At 38.9% G+C, this 17,124-nt stretch carries 20 protein-coding genes and 1 tRNA gene; 11 read left to right on the top strand and 10 right to left on the bottom strand.

All coding sequences use genetic code 11. The features are described 5' to 3' along the window. Window positions 1-151 precede the first annotated feature (151 nt). From elbB to ACPF64_RS02925, 3 genes are all read right to left on the bottom strand, one after another. Window positions 152-814, bottom strand: a complete 663-nt coding sequence (gene elbB / locus ACPF64_RS02935; RefSeq protein ID WP_426455535.1) for an isoprenoid biosynthesis glyoxalase ElbB — start codon at window positions 812-814, stop codon at window positions 152-154. A gap of 89 nt (window positions 815-903) precedes the next feature. After that, entirely contained in the window at window positions 904-1,716 is an 813-nt protein-coding gene (locus ACPF64_RS02930; protein ID WP_426455534.1) for a helix-turn-helix transcriptional regulator, read from the bottom strand. A gap of 136 nt (window positions 1,717-1,852) precedes the next feature. Continuing rightward, window positions 1,853-1,942, bottom strand: a tRNA-Ser gene (locus tag ACPF64_RS02925). A 118-nt stretch (window positions 1,943-2,060) separates the two neighbouring features. Between ACPF64_RS02925 and ACPF64_RS02920 the strand changes: the two genes are divergently transcribed. Next, window positions 2,061-3,938 (top strand): potassium transporter Kup, encoded by a 1,878-nt coding sequence (locus tag ACPF64_RS02920; protein WP_151744118.1) that lies wholly within the window; start codon window positions 2,061-2,063, stop codon window positions 3,936-3,938. 56 nt (window positions 3,939-3,994) lie between these two features. Here the strand turns inward: ACPF64_RS02920 and ACPF64_RS02915 are convergent, their stop codons facing one another. Beyond that, the gene (locus ACPF64_RS02915; RefSeq protein WP_426455533.1) at window positions 3,995-4,432 is read right to left on the bottom strand and encodes a hypothetical protein; all 438 of its coding nucleotides are present in this window, start codon (window positions 4,430-4,432) and stop codon (window positions 3,995-3,997) included. Window positions 4,433-4,687: 255 nt separating this feature from the next. Here ACPF64_RS02915 and ACPF64_RS02910 point away from each other — a divergent pair, with 255 nt between their 5' ends. From ACPF64_RS02910 to ACPF64_RS02900, 3 genes are all read left to right on the top strand, one after another. After that, window positions 4,688-5,767 carry a DNA/RNA non-specific endonuclease gene (locus tag ACPF64_RS02910; RefSeq protein WP_426455532.1) on the top strand — a complete coding sequence of 360 codons (1,080 nt, stop codon included), beginning with the start codon at window positions 4,688-4,690 and terminating at the stop codon, window positions 5,765-5,767. Window positions 5,768-5,864: 97 nt separating this feature from the next. Further along, entirely contained in the window at window positions 5,865-6,464 is a 600-nt protein-coding gene (locus tag ACPF64_RS02905; RefSeq protein ID WP_419296048.1) for a LysE family translocator, read from the top strand. A 45-nt stretch (window positions 6,465-6,509) separates the two neighbouring features. After that, on the top strand, window positions 6,510-6,752 hold the full coding sequence (locus tag ACPF64_RS02900; RefSeq protein WP_016139941.1) for a hypothetical protein: 243 nt from the start codon (window positions 6,510-6,512) through the stop codon (window positions 6,750-6,752). A 10-nt stretch (window positions 6,753-6,762) separates the two neighbouring features. Here ACPF64_RS02900 and ACPF64_RS02895 read toward each other — a convergent pair whose 3' ends face one another. From ACPF64_RS02895 to ACPF64_RS02885, 3 genes are all read right to left on the bottom strand, one after another. Beyond that, entirely contained in the window at window positions 6,763-6,927 is a 165-nt protein-coding gene (locus tag ACPF64_RS02895; protein ID WP_426456100.1) for a hypothetical protein, read from the bottom strand. Window positions 6,928-6,974: 47 nt separating this feature from the next. Then, window positions 6,975-7,664 (bottom strand): aquaporin Z, encoded by a 690-nt coding sequence (aqpZ, locus tag ACPF64_RS02890; RefSeq protein ID WP_132070514.1) that lies wholly within the window; start codon window positions 7,662-7,664, stop codon window positions 6,975-6,977. 132 nt (window positions 7,665-7,796) lie between these two features. After that, window positions 7,797-8,801: an AraC family transcriptional regulator ligand-binding domain-containing protein gene (locus ACPF64_RS02885; protein ID WP_426455531.1), complete on the bottom strand. Its 1,005-nt coding sequence runs from the start codon at window positions 8,799-8,801 to the stop codon at window positions 7,797-7,799. A 109-nt stretch (window positions 8,802-8,910) separates the two neighbouring features. Between ACPF64_RS02885 and ACPF64_RS02880 the strand changes: the two genes are divergently transcribed. Next, the gene (locus tag ACPF64_RS02880) at window positions 8,911-9,549 is read left to right on the top strand and encodes a hypothetical protein (RefSeq protein ID WP_426455530.1); all 639 of its coding nucleotides are present in this window, start codon (window positions 8,911-8,913) and stop codon (window positions 9,547-9,549) included. 41 nt (window positions 9,550-9,590) lie between these two features. Here the strand turns inward: ACPF64_RS02880 and hisF are convergent, their stop codons facing one another. Further along, window positions 9,591-10,349 (bottom strand): imidazole glycerol phosphate synthase subunit HisF, encoded by a 759-nt coding sequence (gene hisF, locus ACPF64_RS02875; protein ID WP_426455529.1) that lies wholly within the window; start codon window positions 10,347-10,349, stop codon window positions 9,591-9,593. A gap of 112 nt (window positions 10,350-10,461) precedes the next feature. On the opposite strand from hisF, the gene ACPF64_RS02870 reads away from it, so the two are divergent. Genes ACPF64_RS02870 through ACPF64_RS02855 form a run of 4 tightly spaced genes read left to right on the top strand, consistent with a single transcriptional unit; the run spans window position 10,462 to window position 12,791 of the window. Next, window positions 10,462-11,412: a homoserine kinase gene (locus tag ACPF64_RS02870; RefSeq protein WP_426455528.1), complete on the top strand. Its 951-nt coding sequence runs from the start codon at window positions 10,462-10,464 to the stop codon at window positions 11,410-11,412. A gap of 11 nt (window positions 11,413-11,423) precedes the next feature. Further along, complete coding sequence (locus ACPF64_RS02865) at window positions 11,424-12,053, top strand: DUF1294 domain-containing protein (RefSeq protein WP_202724383.1); 630 nt, start codon at window positions 11,424-11,426, stop codon at window positions 12,051-12,053. Between the two features lie 36 nt (window positions 12,054-12,089). Beyond that, on the top strand, window positions 12,090-12,482 hold the full coding sequence (locus ACPF64_RS02860; protein ID WP_045433518.1) for a DUF4870 family protein: 393 nt from the start codon (window positions 12,090-12,092) through the stop codon (window positions 12,480-12,482). A gap of 3 nt (window positions 12,483-12,485) precedes the next feature. Beyond that, window positions 12,486-12,791: an antibiotic biosynthesis monooxygenase family protein gene (locus ACPF64_RS02855; RefSeq protein WP_426455527.1), complete on the top strand. Its 306-nt coding sequence runs from the start codon at window positions 12,486-12,488 to the stop codon at window positions 12,789-12,791. Between the two features lie 32 nt (window positions 12,792-12,823). Here the strand turns inward: ACPF64_RS02855 and ACPF64_RS02850 are convergent, their stop codons facing one another. Further along, on the bottom strand, window positions 12,824-13,726 hold the full coding sequence (locus tag ACPF64_RS02850; RefSeq protein WP_426455526.1) for a DMT family transporter: 903 nt from the start codon (window positions 13,724-13,726) through the stop codon (window positions 12,824-12,826). A 97-nt stretch (window positions 13,727-13,823) separates the two neighbouring features. Between ACPF64_RS02850 and ACPF64_RS02845 the strand changes: the two genes are divergently transcribed. Further along, the gene (locus ACPF64_RS02845) at window positions 13,824-14,375 is read left to right on the top strand and encodes a helix-turn-helix domain-containing protein (RefSeq protein WP_426455525.1); all 552 of its coding nucleotides are present in this window, start codon (window positions 13,824-13,826) and stop codon (window positions 14,373-14,375) included. 177 nt (window positions 14,376-14,552) lie between these two features. Further along, window positions 14,553-16,244: an ATP-binding cassette domain-containing protein gene (locus ACPF64_RS02840; RefSeq protein WP_426455524.1), complete on the top strand. Its 1,692-nt coding sequence runs from the start codon at window positions 14,553-14,555 to the stop codon at window positions 16,242-16,244. Between the two features lie 56 nt (window positions 16,245-16,300). Here ACPF64_RS02840 and hisA read toward each other — a convergent pair whose 3' ends face one another. Further along, a complete protein-coding gene (gene hisA / locus ACPF64_RS02835) occupies window positions 16,301-17,032 on the bottom strand; it encodes a 1-(5-phosphoribosyl)-5-[(5-phosphoribosylamino)methylideneamino]imidazole-4-carboxamide isomerase (RefSeq protein ID WP_004639792.1) in 732 nt (243 codons plus the stop codon). Between the last annotated feature and the right edge of the window lie 92 nt (window positions 17,033-17,124).

Here is a 17,124-nt window from a genome sequence, read left to right as displayed (position 1 = left end):
TAACTTCTTTAAATTATAAATTTGTTGATATGTTAAGTTTTAATTGATACTTATAAAAAGCCCTAAATCAAAACGATTTAGGGCTTTTTATAAGTAGTGAAAGCCCCTTTGAAAATATAACGTGGAAATCTCTATCCCTCATAAAAAAACCTTAATTTGCTAAAGTTGTCATCGCCTCAACCAAGCTTGTAATCCCTGTATAGATATTCTTTAAACAAGCTTGATCATCCATATAGGCAGGCGTAGTAACAAATAAGTTTTGTTTATCTACTACGATCTCTGAAGTTTGGCAGACATGATGAATCGCACCAGTTTTTTCAATTTCCTTAGCAATGTTGGTGTCAGACCCTAAAGTGATATTTGGGTGTAAGTTTCCAAAAGTCAGTGCTAATAGTGCAGGGGATATGCAAATTGCCCCGATAGGTTTCTTACTTTGATGAAACGCTTTTAGAATTGAAGCCACTGTAGAATGTACGCTTGCTTCTGCTCCTTTAAAGGCAAAAGTTGATAAATTTTTTGCGATGCCAAATCCACCGGGAATAATAAGCCCATCAAATTCATTTTCATCAAGTTTATCGAGTGTGGAAATTTCACCTCGGGCAATTCGTCCTGCTTCTTGTAAAATATTTCTGCTCTCACCTTCGCTTTTTTCTCCACTCACATGGTCGATGACATGAAACAAAGGCTCATCGGGTGCAAAAATTTGATATTCAATATTTGCTGTGTCTAAAGCTAAGAGGGTTAAAACAGATTCTCTAATTTCAGAACCATCTAAATAACCACAACCCGATAAAATCACCGCTACTTTTTTCATCTGCTTTCTTAAGACCCTTTTTTAGTGTGCAAAAGATCTTAAGTTTTCTTCTTAAATTTTTTTATACGCAGATTTTCCATAAATTCGCCTTAACTGAGCATTTTGGTCTTACGTAGTTCACGAGGGGTGATTCCAAACAAATTTTTAAATTGTTCAGTAAATCTAGATTGAGACTGATAGCCACATTCAAATGCAATATTTCCAATACTAGTGTTAGTGGTTTGAATTAAGTGTAATCCATGCCCCAGCCTTACTCCATTACGAATATCTTGAATGCTATTTCCTTCACTTTTCAGCTTTCTTCTTAACGTCGATGAACTCATAAAAAGTTGGGAAGCAATAAATTCAGCTGTGAGTTCTGTAGATAAATGATCAGAAATTAATGCCTGAACTTTTTCACTCAAGCTTGTAGTCATATTCAGGCTAGAGATATCGGTATAACCAGAATGATAAATAAGCTCTAAAAGTTCTCTTCTTCTAAATTTAAAAACAGAAGGCGGGGCAATGAGAGAAAAATCTATAAATTGAGAAAGTGCATTTTCGAGTAAGGCGTTGAGTTGGCCTTGTACAAACTTTTTAGGAGTTCCTGAAGGGGGAGGAAGGTCTTTAAAATCATCAAAGTCGAACTCGATGAGGAGCGCGAAATATTCTTCTTGATTTGGAATATTACGCATATCAATGCTGGCGCTATTTGATAAAAATATAAAAGAGCCAGTTCCACATACAATATTTTCAGTTCTGCCTAACTCTTTAACACCACTTAAAATAGCGATGAGTAAAGGTTTCGTAATCGGAACATTTCTAATTTTTTGTTCTTTATAAGCTGAATAAATTGAAAAGGGTAAATTAAAATTGTTATGGGAGTGAATTGCTTTCTTAGCTAAAGAAGTGAGATTTTTCATTGAGTTGAAATATTTAATTTAATCTGGGGCTTAAATAAGGTGAGAAAATTATCGGCTTTTTCTGACAGTTTTTTAATATTTTGGCTAATAAAAAAGCCTAAACCTATTAGGTTTAAGCCTCTTTAAATTTCAATTCTGGCGGTGAGAGAGGGATTCGAACCCTCGATACGCGCAAACGTATACACACTTTCCAGGCGTGCTCCTTAAGCCACTCGGACACCTCACCAAGGCGTGCGATAGTAACTAAAAAAACAAGTTCTGCCAAGATTTAAGATGAGCTTTACAGAAAAAAAATAATAGAGGTGATAAGATTGCGATAAAAATCATATTGGTTTAATTACACAATGCAAAATACGGCCAAAAAAGCAACCTTGCCTGCCACGGCTTTGGCAGCTCTTGGGGTGGTCTTTGGAGATATTGGAACAAGTCCACTCTACGCCTTAAAAGAGTCCTTCCATGCCGCGCATGGGTTGGGAATTCAGCCTGAAAACGTATTAGGAATTTTATCTATTATTTTTTGGTGCTTAATGCTGATCATCAGCATCAAGTATGTCGCCATCGTCATGCGTGCAGACAACAATGGCGAAGGCGGAATCATGGCCTTACTCGCATTGAACTTACGTAAAGCCAAAATTGCCGATAACAAAAAAATCTACATGATTGCCATCGGCTTTATTGGTGCATCGCTGTTTTTTGGTGACGGTATTATTACCCCAGCCATTTCAGTACTCTCGGCAGTCGAAGGCTTATCGATTGCAACCGATGTGTTTGACCCGTTCATTATGCCAATTGCGATTACCATTATCATCGCGCTGTTTTTAGTACAAAAACACGGTACGGCCTTTGTCGGTAAGTTTTTTGGCCCGATTACGATGGTGTGGTTTTTATCGTTAGGATTATTAGGTCTTCACAGCGTCATTCAAACCCCTGTGGTGTTAGGCATGTTTAGTCCGCATTGGGCGATTCAGTTTATCTATCACAATCCAGTCATGACCTTTTTCGTGATGGGTGCTGTGGTATTAACAGTCACTGGTGGTGAAGCACTTTATGCCGATATGGGACATTTTGGACCAATTCCGATTCGTCTTGCATGGTTCATTGTGGTGTTGCCATGTCTGGTTTTAAACTACGCAGGGCAGGGTGCATTGTTGCTCAGAGACCCAGCGGCGATTCAAAACCCGTTCTATTTATTGGTGCCACAGTGGGCACTTTACCCAATGATTATTATGGCGACCATGGCAACCGTAATTGCCTCTCAAGCCGTAATTTCTGGGGTGTTTTCACTTGCACGTCAAGCGATTCAATTGGGCTATTTACCGCGTTTAAGTATTAAACATACCTCTGAGTCTGAAGAAGGCCAGATTTATGTTCCTTTCTTAAACTGGTTACTTTTAATCGCAATTATTATCTTAATTTTGATTTTCAAAACCAGCTCAAACTTGGCAAGTGCTTATGGTCTTGCTGTAACCTTAACGATGCTGTGTGACACGATTTTGGTTGCTGTGTTCATCTATTCGGCTTGGAAGTGGAGCATGCCAAAAGTGCTACTCCTGATTATTCCATTCTTTGTTTTAGAGTCGGTTCTAGTCGCAGCAACGTCACTTAAAATCTTGTCGGGCGGTTGGGTGCCTTTACTGATTGGTGCCATTGCAGTGACCATCTTAATGACATGGAAACGTGGTCGTGAGCTCACTTTTGCCAAGCTCGAACACGATACGTTATCGTTAGATTTGTTTGTGAAAAGTATTGGTAATAGCGTGCACTGGGTTCCGGGCGATGCCGTCTTTATGACAGGTACACCGAACGTTGTACCACATGCCATGCTGCATAACATCAAGCACAATAAAGTGCTGCATCAGCGCAATATCTTGGTTACTGTAGTGATTGAGGATGTACCTTTTGTCGAGCCAGAAGACCGTATTTCAACAGAAACTTTAGCTGAACATTTCTTCCGTATTAAGATTTTCTACGGCTTTAAAGATGAAATGAATGTACCAAAAGCACTCATGCAAGCTTACGAGCAGTTAGGTCTTGAATATGACTTAATGCATATCAGCTTCTTTATTTCCCGCGATCGTATTGTTCATTCGGTGGGTGATGGTATGTCTCCATGGAGAGAGAAACTGTTTATCTCTATGCAGCGTAATACCAGTCCGGTGAGTGACTTCTACCAAATTCCAACCAACCGTGTGGTTGAGTTAGGTAGTCAAATCGAAATATAAAAATTTGATGTAATAAAAAAACCAAGACAAATGTCTTGGTTTTTTTATGGCTCTGATTATTGAGCTTGCATAGGTGCATCGGCTGGCAAACCACCATCTTTTGCCATTGGGTCTGCCGACTGAGTTGAATCTGCCGCAGGTGGTGCAGCATTCGGATCTTGTGGCGCTGGAGACGCCTGATCTTGTGCAGGTGGCACTGCATCAATTGGTGCTGGAGGTGCCATTTCACCGCCTGCTGGAGGTGCTGGTGGAACATCTGCCGGAATAGGAGCACCGGTAGGCGCTGCATTTGTCGGTGCAGCAGAAACTTGTTGTACTTGTCCGCTATTGACTAAATCGCTAATAGAACCAGGTTGGCCATTTACCGTTGTCGTAACTTTCACTTTAGACAAACTTTCTAAAGTATCTCCTGGTTGGACTGCTGGTTCAGCCAAAGCTGCCATACTACATAATCCCGTGATTACGCCAATACCAATAATCTTTGAATGGATCATTAAGTGGACTCCGATTATATTTTTATCCAAATTTGTGGAGCTAACCATGTCATAAGCAATCAGTGCTTTTCAACGAAAGATACGCAATTGGCGTAATTGAATAGCCAAAGCCTCTCATAATTCCAACAGATTGTTACGTAATGGGGAATGGAGTTACAAAAAAGATGACCATGTTTTAACCATTTGAAAGATAAGAGATATACTTAAAAAAGCAGGGTTGTTAAGCTGCGTGTGGACAGTGGTATTGATAGAAACATGGCAAGTAAAAAACGTAGTAAAGGTACAAACTCTTTTTCTCTAAGTGAGCATTTTGGCAAGATTATTCTTGCTTGTATTGCTGCGGGAAGTTTTGCAATTGCTTTTGGTAGTGAAAAGATTTCGCAGTGGTTTTCACCTTTAAGTACTAACTCGACTTGTTTAAATCAGTTCTATCGTGAAGTTCCTCCTGCTTTAAATAAAGAAAGTTTAAAAAAAGACAGTTATCCGCTGTGCTTTAACGGCTTTAACGTTTTGTATTCAGGCATCTCTAAAACGCCGTTATGGTCGGCTGAGCATTTAAATGCAGAACGTTTGAGTGTCAAAATTAAGCGTGAAGATAACTTTCATGAAGAAACTCGTGTTGATCAAAAGCATCGGGCACTGTTAAGTGACTATCGTGGTTCAGGTTATGACCGTGGTCATATGGCACCGAATGGCGATATGCCAAATAAGAGCTCACAGTCTGATAGCTTCTCGTTAAGCAATATGGTGCCGCAAGCGCCTAAAAATAATCAGGAAGTTTGGCGTAAACTTGAAGAAGCCACACGCGCCCTTGCGACCAAGCAAAAACAAGATGTATATGTTGTTACTGGCCCTGTTTTTGAGGGCAAACGCCTTAAAACCATTGGTAAGGGTGTCATTGTTCCAACCGCAGTTTATAAAGCGGTGTATATGCCAAAAACTGGCGCTATTGGGGCTTACTACGCACCCAACAATAACTCTCTGCAAGTGAAAGTGGTGAGTGTTTGTTACCTTGAAGAACGTTTAGGCGTTAATCTGTTTCCACAGTTAACTGAGCAGCAAAAGCGTAATGTCTATCGTCTACCTTTAACGGCAACGTCGGTTAAGCCAAATCAGAAGTTAGACTATTTACATTGGGATGGTGAGAGCCAATGTGAGCAGGACTTAAACGCTGATCAAATTAAAGCGTTACAAGACCAGTTTAAAAAGCAAAAAAGTGGCTCCTCAGAAGCGATGGAAGCAAAAGTTCCAAGCATTGATGAAGAAACACGCCAAGCCATTGTGAAGCAACTGGTTGAAGCATTGGTGAACTATTTCTTGCAAATAATGAAATAAGCAGTTTTTTTGATTGTTATTGCAACACCGTAATTATTTAAAATAGAATCCATAGACAGATCTGTCTATGGATTCTATTTTAATAAGGACAATAACAATGTTTGCCTCGATGTTTCTTTTTTCATTTGCAATGTCTATTACCCCCGGTCCTGTTAATACCGTAATTTTATCGACCAGTTTAAATCATGGTTTAAAAAGGTCGCTTCCCTATATTTCAGGTGCCACGATTGGTTTTACCTTACTTTTAATTTTTATGGCATTTGGTCTTCAGAGTTTATTAACTCAGTTTCCTGTTGTATTAAAAATTCTTGCGATTTGTGGAACGCTATTTGTTTGTTATATCGGTATAAAAATTATTCTCTCGGCTACCAACATTTCCATTTCAAGTGCTCCTGTAGAACAGATGATTATTCCCAATTTTAAAGATGGTTTCTTGTTACAGTGGCTCAATCCGAAAGCATGGTTGGCTTGTGTGTCTGGTATTACCATGTTTACAAGCATTGAAAATCCGCAGTCTTTACCTATCTTTATCATTATTTATTTTTTCACTTGCTATGCATGTTTGTTCTTTTGGGGACTATGTGGTGATAAATTTTCGGCGGTGCTTAACCATGGCAACCGTTTGAAATATTTTAATATCTTGATGGGAGCATTTCTAATTTTATCGGCACTTTTAATTTTGATTGATTTTTTTTAAATTGGTCGTATTACACTGTGAATATATAACAACGAGACAACACTTATGTTTAAGCCATTTGAAAAGGGTACAGAGTCTTCTTCAATTGAAGATTTAACATTAGAAAATGATGTCGATTGCGTCAGCATTTATGGCAACTTGCAAATTACCAAAGACAAAGTCGGGTTAGAACAAGCAAAGGCATTGCAGAGCTTTTTAAACGAAGTGGTTGCGGCTTTGGAAAAAGAAGAATTGCCTGAGAAAATTGAACGTCCAGCTGAACAAGAAATTAATAATCCGTTTTTATAATTTATGCATTCTATGTGTGATGTTTAGCAGAGTCATGCTGCCATACAGTCTTTAATGCCAAGTTAGGTCTTATTGAGTTTGTATAGACATTTCTTACTTTTGAAAGCCCAAAAGTAAACAAAAGGCTTTGTTGATCAGAGGGTACATTCATGTACCCCTGCTCAACAGGTGACATCCATGTCACCCACCGCGATAGCATATTGAAGCTATAGATATAAAGAATTAATCCTTATCCCCAGCAACCACCTTATAAATAAGCGCACCAATTACAGCACCCAAAATCGGCGCCACCCAGAACAACCACAACTGACTTAAAGCAGCCGTTTCAGCAAAGAACGCGACACCTGTACTACGTGCAGGGTTCACAGAAGTGTTCGTGACTGGAATACTGATTAAGTGAATAAGCGTTAAGCCTAAACCAATCGCAATAGGGGCGAAGCCAGCAGGTACACGACCATGTGTTGATCCTAAAATAATGATTAAGAAGAAAGCTGTAAGTACCACTTCAATAATGAAAGCAGAACCTAAGCCAAACTTGTTTGGTGATAAATCACCGAAACCATTTGAAGCAAAACCACCAACACCGCTAAAGCCAGCTTGACCTTGAGCAATAATGTAAAGAACAAATGCCGCAGCAGTCGCACCGACCACTTGAGCAATAATATAGGGAATCAAATCTTTAACATCAAAGCGGCCGCCGACCCACAGGCCAACACTTACCGCGGGATTAAAATGTCCACCTGAGATATGCCCTAGAGCATAAGCACCTGTGAGTACGGTTAAACCAAAGGCAAGGGCTACACCTGCAAAGCCAATACCAAGTTCAGGGAAAGCTGCGGCTAATACTGCGCTACCACAACCACCAAAGACTAGCCAAAACGTACCTAGAAATTCAGCAAAATATTTATTCATTCTGATTACTCATTTATTTAATCTATTTTAATTAATGTGAATTACGTCACATAAATTTGAAGCATGTGACTATATGAAATTTTTGTTTTCAGTGTTGTTTTAATCAAGAAAAGATTTGTAAGTTTTGGTTGGTTATTCTTTGTCTAAAAATTGATCTCGCCATTGTTGTGGTGTTTGATTGGTCCAATGTTTGAATGCTCTTTGAAAAGCACTTTGTTCTGAGTAACAAAGCAAAAGGGCAATCTCTTGTAAGCTTAAATGCAGATCTTTTAAATACTCGGTTGCGAGCATAAACCGTACTTGCTGAACACGTTCCTGAAATGTGGTGTTTTGTTGTTGTAAGTGGCGCTGAAGTTGTCGGACCGAAAGGCCTAGCTGAGCTGCAATATATTCAATTTGATATTGATCCTTTTGTAGCCCAGTCAAAATTGAGTGCTGTAAGCGTTGATCAAGTTGTGTCGAATTTGGTAATTGTTCTAAAAGTGCTTGGGCTTGTTGAACCAGTAATTGTTGTAGTGTGTGGTCAGCACTGCTCAGAGGCTTATTAATTTCAGTAATTGGAATGAGTAATTGGGTACGGGGCTGGCTAAAACGAACAGGACATTGAAAGTATTGTTCATAAATCCTGATGTTTTTAGGTGGGGCATTTAAAAAATGTACTTCATGCAAATGCACATCTTGGTGAGACATAAAAAGGCGTAAAAATTGAATAACCAGAGCAATCGCAATTTCATCAGTAAGTTGGGTAGGGTGCAACTCTGTAGCTTCCCAGCGAATAGAAGCATATTGCCCATAGAGCTCAACCACTAATGGACTTCCGTCATAAATTAGACGATGAAAGTCATGATAACGAATTAAAGCTTCGCCTAAGTTATCGCAAGAGAGTGCAAGGTAGGCAATAATTCCTAAGTGTTTCGGTTGTACATATTTGGCAATTTCTAGACCTAAACCCGGCTTGGGGTTTAATTTATAGATGACTTCTAATAAATCACGCCAAACCACATAGTCAAAGCGTTCTAGATTTTGAATTTGTTCTAATTGTTCTGGTACTGCTAACTGATTGGCTTCACAGTAAGCTTTTAGGAGGTGTCCGAGTCCTCCATAGACCGAACCTGTATAATTTTTTAGTTGTGGCATCCCTGACCACCTCTTTCTTGTCGTGATTTGTCAATGAAACCATAAATTCTGGTCAATACATAGCATATCGAATTTTATATTCTGAATAAAAAGAAAAAGGAGTAAAGCGATGTTAAAAGGGTTTATTGCCGGAATTGCTGTTGCCAACGCATTTGAATGGGTAGCTCATAAATATATTTTGCATGGGGTACATCGTGCTGGACAACCGAGATATAGCCCTGTGCCAAAAAGCATGGAGTCACATTGGGCACATCATCGTGAAGTACGTAAACAGCAATTTCATGATGATTGTTATGTGGAAGGTGTTGGAAATTGGCGGACTAAAAATGAGTTAATTTCACTAGCAGTGGTGGCAACCGTTTCAAGCGCAATTTTCTATCCATTTTCAAAAGGTATGGCACTTGCAGCTTGGTACAGTGCTGGAAATTATTATTATATTCATCGTCGTGCACATTTGGAGCCTGAATGGGCGAAGCGTAAAATTCCATGGCATTACGACCACCACATGAACTCTAATCAAGACGCTAATTGGTGTGTGACCAAGCCTTGGTTTGATTATGTGATGGGAACACGTGTGGTGTCTTCGGCAGATTTAAAAGAACAAAATCCTTTGGGCATACGTTTACTGACAGTGATTGCTAAACCTTTATCTCAAGCTGTAGAAAAAATCTTTCCTGCAAAATGGGTCGAGAAAAAAGAAAAGCCTAAACTCATCGGTGATCTGAATGTTGTAGACGGTGCTGCATAAGAAAATAAAGGGGCATATCGCCCCTTTAAATATCAATAAACTTACAAGCGCATTTCGATGCCTTGTGCAGCTAAATATTGTTTAGCTTCTGGAATGGTATATTGGCCAAAGTGGAAAATACTTGCTGCCAATACTGCATCAGCGCCACCTTGTAAAATACCGTCTGCAAGGTGTTGTAAGTTACCTACACCGCCTGAAGCAATCGTTGGAACGGTAACGCGGTCATTAATAGCACGCATTAAAGCAATATCGTAACCTGCTTTAGTACCGTCGGCATCCATACTGGTAATGAGTAACTCACCCGCACCGAAGTCAGCCATTTTTATGGCCCATTCAATCGCATCGATACCGGTTGGTTTACGGCCACCGTGGGTAAAAATTTCCCATTTGTTGTCGCCAGTTTTTTTGGCATCAATCGCAACCACAATACATTGCGCGCCAAAGTGTTGTGAAGCTTCTTGAACAAATTCAGGATTAAATACGGCTGCTGAGTTAATACTCACTTTATCCGCACCTGCATTTAATAACGAACGAATATCTTGAACCTTACGTACACCACCACCGACAGTTAATGGCACAAATACAGTCTCGGCCATACGTTCAACAGTACGGTAAGTGGTATCGCGTCCATGATGTGTAGCGGTAATGTCTAAGAAAGTAATTTCGTCTGCACCTTGTTCGTTATAGCGACGTGCCACTTCAACAGGGTCGCCAGCATCACGAATATCGAGGAATTGAACGCCTTTAACTACGCGTCCGTTATCAACGTCTAGGCAAGGAATAATACGTTTAGCAAGCATAGCTTTTTCCAAAAATAATCGCCGTTGGTGAAAGTTCCTACACAGGCGCTACACCTTCATGGAGGGAAGAGGTATTCTATCAAACTTCACAGATGTTTTTTGCAGGTTTTCCATGTCGGTTTATACCCCGTTGAGTTTAGATGAAGTTCGCACCTTTGCTGCACCTTATGGATTAGAGGTGTTGGAGCTGAACCCAATTCAGGGAGGTATTCAAAACACCAATTATTTTCTGGTTGATGTAAACCGCAAACAATATGTACTCACCGTATTTGAAGAGTTAGATGCACAAGGGGCAGGCGAGCTGATTCCTGTTCTTGAACAATTGGGAACACACGATGTACCAGTGGCTGTACCGTTAAAACATAGCGGACAAGCGGTTCATGTTATTGCAGAAAAACCTGCACAGATTGCACCACGTCTTATGGGTCACCATCCCATGCAAACGACAGTAGCGCAAGTTGCCGCGATTGCGGACGCACAGGCGAAACTGCATGTTGCTTTACAAGATTTTCCGCTTGAGCGTGAATATAGACGTGATCATCAATACTGGACAGGTGTTGCAGAACAGCTTAAACCCAACATGACTCAAGATGACCAAACGTTACTTGAACAGGTCTATCAAGCATTTAATGCTAAAACAGCGCAGTATTCAAATCGACCAACAGGTTTTATTCACTCAGATTTGTTCCGTGACAATACTTTGTTTGAAGGTGACCAACTACAAGGTATTTTAGATTTTTACGAGCTCAATCAAGACGAGTTAGTGTTTGATATTGCGATTACCATCAATGATTTTTGTACCGAATATCCAGCAGCGCATTTAAACTCAGACAAAGTAGCGGCTTACTTAGAGGCATACCAAAAAGTTCGTGCGCTTACTTCAGATGAACTTGAATGTTTAGATGTATTCTTAGCAATGGCAGCATGCCGTTTTTGGTCAATGCGTTTGCAAGTTGCTCAAAAAAATAAAGAAGAAGGACGTACAGGCGACGACATTTTGCAAAAAGATCCGCAAGAAATGCGAGCAATGATGCAAGACCGTTTAAGTCATGTAAAAGCATAAAAGGAATAGAGATGCGAGATCAGGGGCGATTAGTCGAATGGTTCGACGAAAAAGGTTATGGCTTTATTCAGCCAGATGATGCTGAAAAAGAGCGAGTCTTTTTGCATATCAAAGATTTTGCACGCCCTGGTCCTCGGCCAATTATTGGCTGTGCACTGGAATATCTAGTTATCCTTGATGAACGTGGTCGCTTTCGTGCCCAGCAGGTAACTTACCTAAAAGCATCTCAAACTCGTAAAGCTTCAAAGCCAGCAAAAACAGAATCTGCTTTTCAAGCTAAACCATGGTCTGCCATGCAAATGGGGATCGTATTTTATTTTGTTTTAATGGGCATTATGAGCTTTATGCATACTTTGCCAGCTTACACCTTGTTGTTTGTTTTAATGATGAATGTGCTGAGTTATTGGCTCTATTCACAAGACAAAGAAGCTGCACAATTGGGGAATCGCCGTGTGCCTGAACAAACATTGCATATTGTCAGCTTTCTAGGGGGCTGGCCTGCTGCATGGTGGGCACAACAAAAACTGAGACATAAAACACAAAAACAACCCTTTCGTAAGATTTATTTTTGTACCATATTCCTTCATTTACTTTTGATTTTGTGGCTAATTTCTCCCTTAAATGTGTTGCGGGGCTCATAAAAGTAAATCGTTTTATTAAACTCGAGAGGTATAAAAATGAATAGTTCTATCGACCAAGATTCAAATCGTACTTTAACTCTTATTTTATATGTACTTTATATTGTTGCCATTTTTACTGGCGGCTTACTTGCGGTTATTGCTCTAATTATTAACTATGTAAAACGTTCTGATGTGCAAGGTTCAATTTTTGAGAGCCACTTTACATGGCAAATCAGAACATTCTGGTGGTATCTGGCTTGGAATATTATCGCCTTTTTGCCGTTTATTTTCTTGTTCTTTACCGGTGAAAATACCGATCTATTTGCAGGTGTTGCAATCTCATCTACCGTATTCTGTGTAGGCGTAATTACTGCTGCGTGGATTTGGATTGTATATCGTGCAATTCGCGGTTTGATTGCGTTAAATGATAACCGTCCGATGTATCAATAAACCATGATTATTGAACATGTGCATTTGAGCATAAAGGCTGGGCAAAGTGAGGCGTTTCTTGCGGCATTCGAGCAGGCCAAACATATTGTCTATCCAATGGAAGGCTTTAATGCTGTCCAGCTGATTAGACATGCAACTGATCCACATCATTATATTTTAATGATTTTTTGGGATGAGATTGAAAATCATACTGAAGGGTTTAGAAAGTCTGATGCTTATCAGGAATGGAAAGCATTGCTCCATCCCTTTTATGATCCAATGCCAACGGTTGAGTACTACCAACCCTGTATTTCATTGAAGAAAAAATAATTGATAAAAAAGAGAGCATTTCGCTCTCTTTTTTATTCTTGAATTCTTTTGACTTTTTTGGTCGGTAACTTAATTTTTAACTCACTCACTAAAACACCTAATACCACTAAAGCACCACCCAAAAGAGCAATGACTGGTAAACGCTCACCAGCAATTCGACCAATAATGCCCGCCCAAACGGGTTCTCCTGCATAAATAATTGCAGCCCGTGAAGGGTCAACCACACGTTGAGCCCAGTTCATCACAAATTGAATGAGTGCACTGGCTAAGCCTAATGCAACAGCAATCATCACAAGAGGCCATGAGAATGCTGGAATCGTATGTTCACCAACCACAGGCATAATGGCAAAAGAAATTAGAGATGCGACAGCGAGTTGAATGATGGTGACACGGCGTAAATTTACTTTTCCAGCAAAGTAGCTAATAAAAATAATCTCTAAAGCAATTGCAAATGCACCCAGTACTGTTAAAAGCTGTCCAAAACTTAATGAAATTTGCTTAAAACCATTGCCTGTCAACAAAACAAGACCAGCAAACGCAAGGGCCGCTCCAACCCAAGTCATGATATGTGGAGTTTTTCTAAAGATAAGCCACATTAAAAGAGGGACAAGCGGCACATAAAGTGACGTTAAAAATGCGGATTCACTACTTGGAATGGTTTGAAGACCAATCGTCTGTGTGCCATAGCCCGCCGCAATTACAAGGCCAATCGCACTCCCTGCACCTAAATCTTTTAACGTAACGCCTTTCATACTTTTTAATGAAATAACTAATAACGTTAAGGCAGCTACAGCAAAGCGACAGCCCACAAAAAACATAGGTGACGAAAAATTCAGTGCATACTGCACAGTAAGGAATGTTCCACCCCAAATAATGGTAATTAGGATAAGAGCTAGCTGTGGGGCTTTGCTTGAGCTCAGAGAAATTGGTGACATATCTGATCAGGAGAAATTGTGCAATATACTGCACATATTGCACTATTCTTCTATTTTGTGCAATATATTGCTCATATTTTATTTGCTACGTTAATTTATGAGCCAGTCCAGTACCGTTTTACAGCATGTCGGCACAAATATCCGTTCCTTAAGAGACGAGCGAGATTTAAACCAACAGGACTTGGCCGATCAAGCGGGTGTGAGTAGACGGACAATCGCAGCTTTGGAAACAGGGCAGGTCAATATTAGCTTGGCTAAACTCGATGCGATTGCAGTCGTGTTGGGTGTAGATTTTAGAACAATTGTGAGTGCGCCTGAACTTAAAGAGCAAGCCTTAGTAAATGTACTAGCTTGGCAGGGAGACAAAGAAGAAAGCAGCGCAACTTTACTAGCTTCAGTCCCATCCCGCTCCCAAGTTGAGCTTTGGACATGGTCGTTGGCAGTGGGGGAATCTTATATTGCCGAAGCAGATGCGGAAGGATGGCAAGAACTAATTTATGTATTAGAAGGTGAGTTGACCATACAATTTACCGATAGCATAAAAATAATTCCTGCTGGTTCATCTTTTAGTTTTGCTAGTTCAGTGACTTATACCTATATCAATAGTGGTAAACAAGTGCTTAAATTTATTCGAAATGTGGTGTATTAACTTTAAAGTCTTTTTAAAATTATGTGAGTTATTAAGTTTTATATATAGAACTTTTATTATTTAAAAACTTGTAATTTTAATTAAAAAAACATGAATAACAATAAATAAGGCAAGTTATAATATTTCCTGTGTAATGAAATTATTTTTAAATTGTTTTAATAGAAAAAAGATACAGAAATGAAGTTTTTATTAAGTTCGCAAGATATTCAAAACTATAAATTTTTATGGAAAGTTTCTAAAGAAAATTATAAGAAACAGAAGGGTAGTATGTTTCTCATGTTTTTATTAGTGATGTTTTCAGCATTCTTTACAACATTATTACCATACCTGCTGAAAATTATTATCGACTATTCTGCACATGAATATAGCTTTTTGTTCAATATTCAACTCCCATTTAATTTTTTATATCTACTTGTACTTGCCTACGCGACTGCATGGTTGGTGAATGAGTTATGCCATTGGACGCAAAATATTTTTGGTGCTTATTTGATGGTCGATTTCAAAGGAGCATTAATTTCTGCTGGCTTAAAAAATTATTTAAATATTAAAAAAGATCAACAAGATCAAATTGAAGCGGGAACAGTAATCAGTGATCTTGAAAGAGGAAGTTCTGCTTTTGGTGAAATTAATTTAACGTTACTTCTTCATTTGGGACCAATTATTTTTCAATTGGTTATGATTTTTGCAGTTTTATTTACGACCATTAGCTTAGTTTTTAGTATTAGCTTTTTATTAATAGCTATCGTTATTTTTATAGTTTCCTTTCATATAAATAAAACAAGTAGTTCACTATTTGATGCCATGTATGAACAAGACAATCTGGTGAATAGCCATTTGATACATCAAATATCCAACTCCTATGAAATTAAAATAAAAAATGCAGTACCGTTTCAATTGTCAAAATTTAATGCCACATTAGATTCATACATCACAACAGCTAAAGATAGGAACAAGAAAATAGGGTTATTGATGATTTCTCAATTGTTCCTGATCTTTCTATTTTTACTCGTTTTTATGTTATTTACAGTGTTTCTTTCAACTGAAAAGCAGCTTACACCGGGTGCTTTTGTATTGATAAGTACTTATATTATTCAACTCACCAATCCTTTTTTAGCTGTTTCCCAAAGCTTGATGCGCTTAAATGGAAACTTTGTGGCCTTAGCAAAATATCGACAGTATTTTAATCTCAAGAAAGAACAATATACGTCTTCTGCCATTCAGTATTCTGAAGTCCTCTTCCAATTTGTAAATGCTCAATTTTTATTAGGAAAAAGAGCAGTAAATCATTTGAATTTAACAATACTAGCCAATAAAACGTATGTCGTGATTGGCCCAACAGGTCTAGGTAAGACTTCTCTAATGAATTATTTAATGGGGGTATATCAGATTCAATCAGGACAGCTTTTGTATAAAAATATTGATATCAGTCAAAATTTTTCTAAGCATATTTTTGATGAGGTTGTTTACGTTGCACAGCAACCAGTTATTTTCCCTTATTCTCTTAGAGATAATTTAGTTTATAACTCCTCGCATATATATGAGGATTCTTACTTACTTCAGATGCTTGATCAATTTAACCTGTTACATATTTTGAAAAAGCATCAACTGACACTTGATGATGATTTAACTGAAATTTATAAGAATTTTTCAGGAGGAGAAAAGCAAAGAATTTGCATTCTTCGAGGACTTTTAGCTCGCCCGCAGCTCATCATCTTAGACGAACCGACTGCCGCCTTGGACGTAGATACTGCAAAAAATATACTTGAATATATTCAGCAAGTCGTTCCATCCGTAATTATGATTACACATTCACCCTACGCAATGGAACTTGCAGATGAGGTTATCGATTTAGAAAAGTTATTAAACTAAAGATAATCAAAAAATAAAAAAAGAGCCTAAACAGGCTCTTTTTTACATCTTAAAAATTAAAGACGATTTTCATCTAACAAAAGCTGAGCTTCACGAAGGCTCAGTGTGCCTTCATAAATTGCGCGGCCTGTAATCGCACCTAAAATGCCTGGTTGGCCTATTAAGTTACGAACGTCATCAAGGTTAGTTACGCCACCAGAAGCAATTACTGGAAGGCCTGAGTATTGAGCCAAGTTTACAGTTTGCTCAACGTTTACACCTTGCATCATGCCATCACGAGCAATGTCTGTGTAAACAATGCTAGACACGCCTGCATCTGCAAAACGTTTTGCTAAATCAGTTGCTTTAACGTCAGTAACGTTTGCCCAGCCGTCAGTTGCAACCATACCATTCATGGCATCAATACCAACAATGATGTGTCCTGCAAAGCGTTTACAAGCTTCTTCTACAAATTCAGGCTCTTGAACTGCTTTAGTGCCGATTATCACAAAAGTCACGCCAGCTTCTAAATAGTGCTCAATTGTTTCTAAAGAACGAATACCACCACCAATTTGAATTGGTAATTCTGGCTGAGCTTTAGCAATTGCTTCAACAATAGGTTTATGAATTGGAGTGCCTGCGAAAGCGCCATTCAAATCGACCAAATGCAAACGACGTGCGCCTTCATTTACCCAATGCTGGGCAGTTGCAACTGGATCGTCAGAGAAAACGGTATCGTCTTCCATACGCCCTTGTTTTAAACGCACACATTTACCATCTTTCAGGTCAATTGCAGGAATGATTAGCATGCTTCCGCTCCTTGCTTCATCATGATTATGAAATTTTGCACATCTTAGCAAAGTATTGATCAATCGCTAAGCCTTAGAAAAGACTTTTATAA

It is taken from the genome of Acinetobacter sp. KB005, assembly GCF_049949095.1.
Lineage (GTDB): Bacteria > Pseudomonadota > Gammaproteobacteria > Pseudomonadales > Moraxellaceae > Acinetobacter > Acinetobacter calcoaceticus.
Note: the sequence above shows the minus strand (reverse complement) of the source record. Positions and strands in the feature narration are given on the sequence as shown.

Excerpts from the sequence above, each read along its gene's own strand:
- ACPF64_RS02860 (WP_045433518.1), top strand. The coding sequence starts at position 12,090 with ATGAATAGTTCTATCGACCAAGATTCAAATCGTACTTTAACTCTTATT.
- ACPF64_RS02885 (WP_426455531.1), bottom strand. The coding sequence starts at position 8,801 with ATGCCACAACTAAAAAATTATACAGGTTCGGTCTATGGAGGACTCGGA.
- ACPF64_RS02865 (WP_202724383.1), top strand. The coding sequence starts at position 11,424 with ATGCGAGATCAGGGGCGATTAGTCGAATGGTTCGACGAAAAAGGTTAT.
- ACPF64_RS02895 (WP_426456100.1), bottom strand. The coding sequence starts at position 6,927 with ATGTCACCTGTTGAGCAGGGGTACATGAATGTACCCTCTGATCAACAA.
- ACPF64_RS02930 (WP_426455534.1), bottom strand. The coding sequence starts at position 1,716 with ATGAAAAATCTCACTTCTTTAGCTAAGAAAGCAATTCACTCCCATAAC.
- ACPF64_RS02845 (WP_426455525.1), top strand. The coding sequence starts at position 13,824 with ATGAGCCAGTCCAGTACCGTTTTACAGCATGTCGGCACAAATATCCGT.
- ACPF64_RS02910 (WP_426455532.1), top strand. The coding sequence starts at position 4,688 with ATGGCAAGTAAAAAACGTAGTAAAGGTACAAACTCTTTTTCTCTAAGT.
- ACPF64_RS02840 (WP_426455524.1), top strand. The coding sequence starts at position 14,553 with ATGAAGTTTTTATTAAGTTCGCAAGATATTCAAAACTATAAATTTTTA.
- ACPF64_RS02855 (WP_426455527.1), top strand. The coding sequence starts at position 12,486 with ATGATTATTGAACATGTGCATTTGAGCATAAAGGCTGGGCAAAGTGAG.
- ACPF64_RS02920 (WP_151744118.1), top strand. The coding sequence starts at position 2,061 with ATGCAAAATACGGCCAAAAAAGCAACCTTGCCTGCCACGGCTTTGGCA.
- ACPF64_RS02915 (WP_426455533.1), bottom strand. The coding sequence starts at position 4,432 with ATGATCCATTCAAAGATTATTGGTATTGGCGTAATCACGGGATTATGT.
- aqpZ (WP_132070514.1), bottom strand. The coding sequence starts at position 7,664 with ATGAATAAATATTTTGCTGAATTTCTAGGTACGTTTTGGCTAGTCTTT.
- ACPF64_RS02850 (WP_426455526.1), bottom strand. The coding sequence starts at position 13,726 with ATGTCACCAATTTCTCTGAGCTCAAGCAAAGCCCCACAGCTAGCTCTT.
- ACPF64_RS02870 (WP_426455528.1), top strand. The coding sequence starts at position 10,462 with ATGTCGGTTTATACCCCGTTGAGTTTAGATGAAGTTCGCACCTTTGCT.
- ACPF64_RS02880 (WP_426455530.1), top strand. The coding sequence starts at position 8,911 with ATGTTAAAAGGGTTTATTGCCGGAATTGCTGTTGCCAACGCATTTGAA.
- hisF (WP_426455529.1), bottom strand. The coding sequence starts at position 10,349 with ATGCTTGCTAAACGTATTATTCCTTGCCTAGACGTTGATAACGGACGC.
- ACPF64_RS02900 (WP_016139941.1), top strand. The coding sequence starts at position 6,510 with ATGTTTAAGCCATTTGAAAAGGGTACAGAGTCTTCTTCAATTGAAGAT.
- hisA (WP_004639792.1), bottom strand. The coding sequence starts at position 17,032 with ATGCTAATCATTCCTGCAATTGACCTGAAAGATGGTAAATGTGTGCGT.
- ACPF64_RS02905 (WP_419296048.1), top strand. The coding sequence starts at position 5,865 with ATGTTTGCCTCGATGTTTCTTTTTTCATTTGCAATGTCTATTACCCCC.
- elbB (WP_426455535.1), bottom strand. The coding sequence starts at position 814 with ATGAAAAAAGTAGCGGTGATTTTATCGGGTTGTGGTTATTTAGATGGT.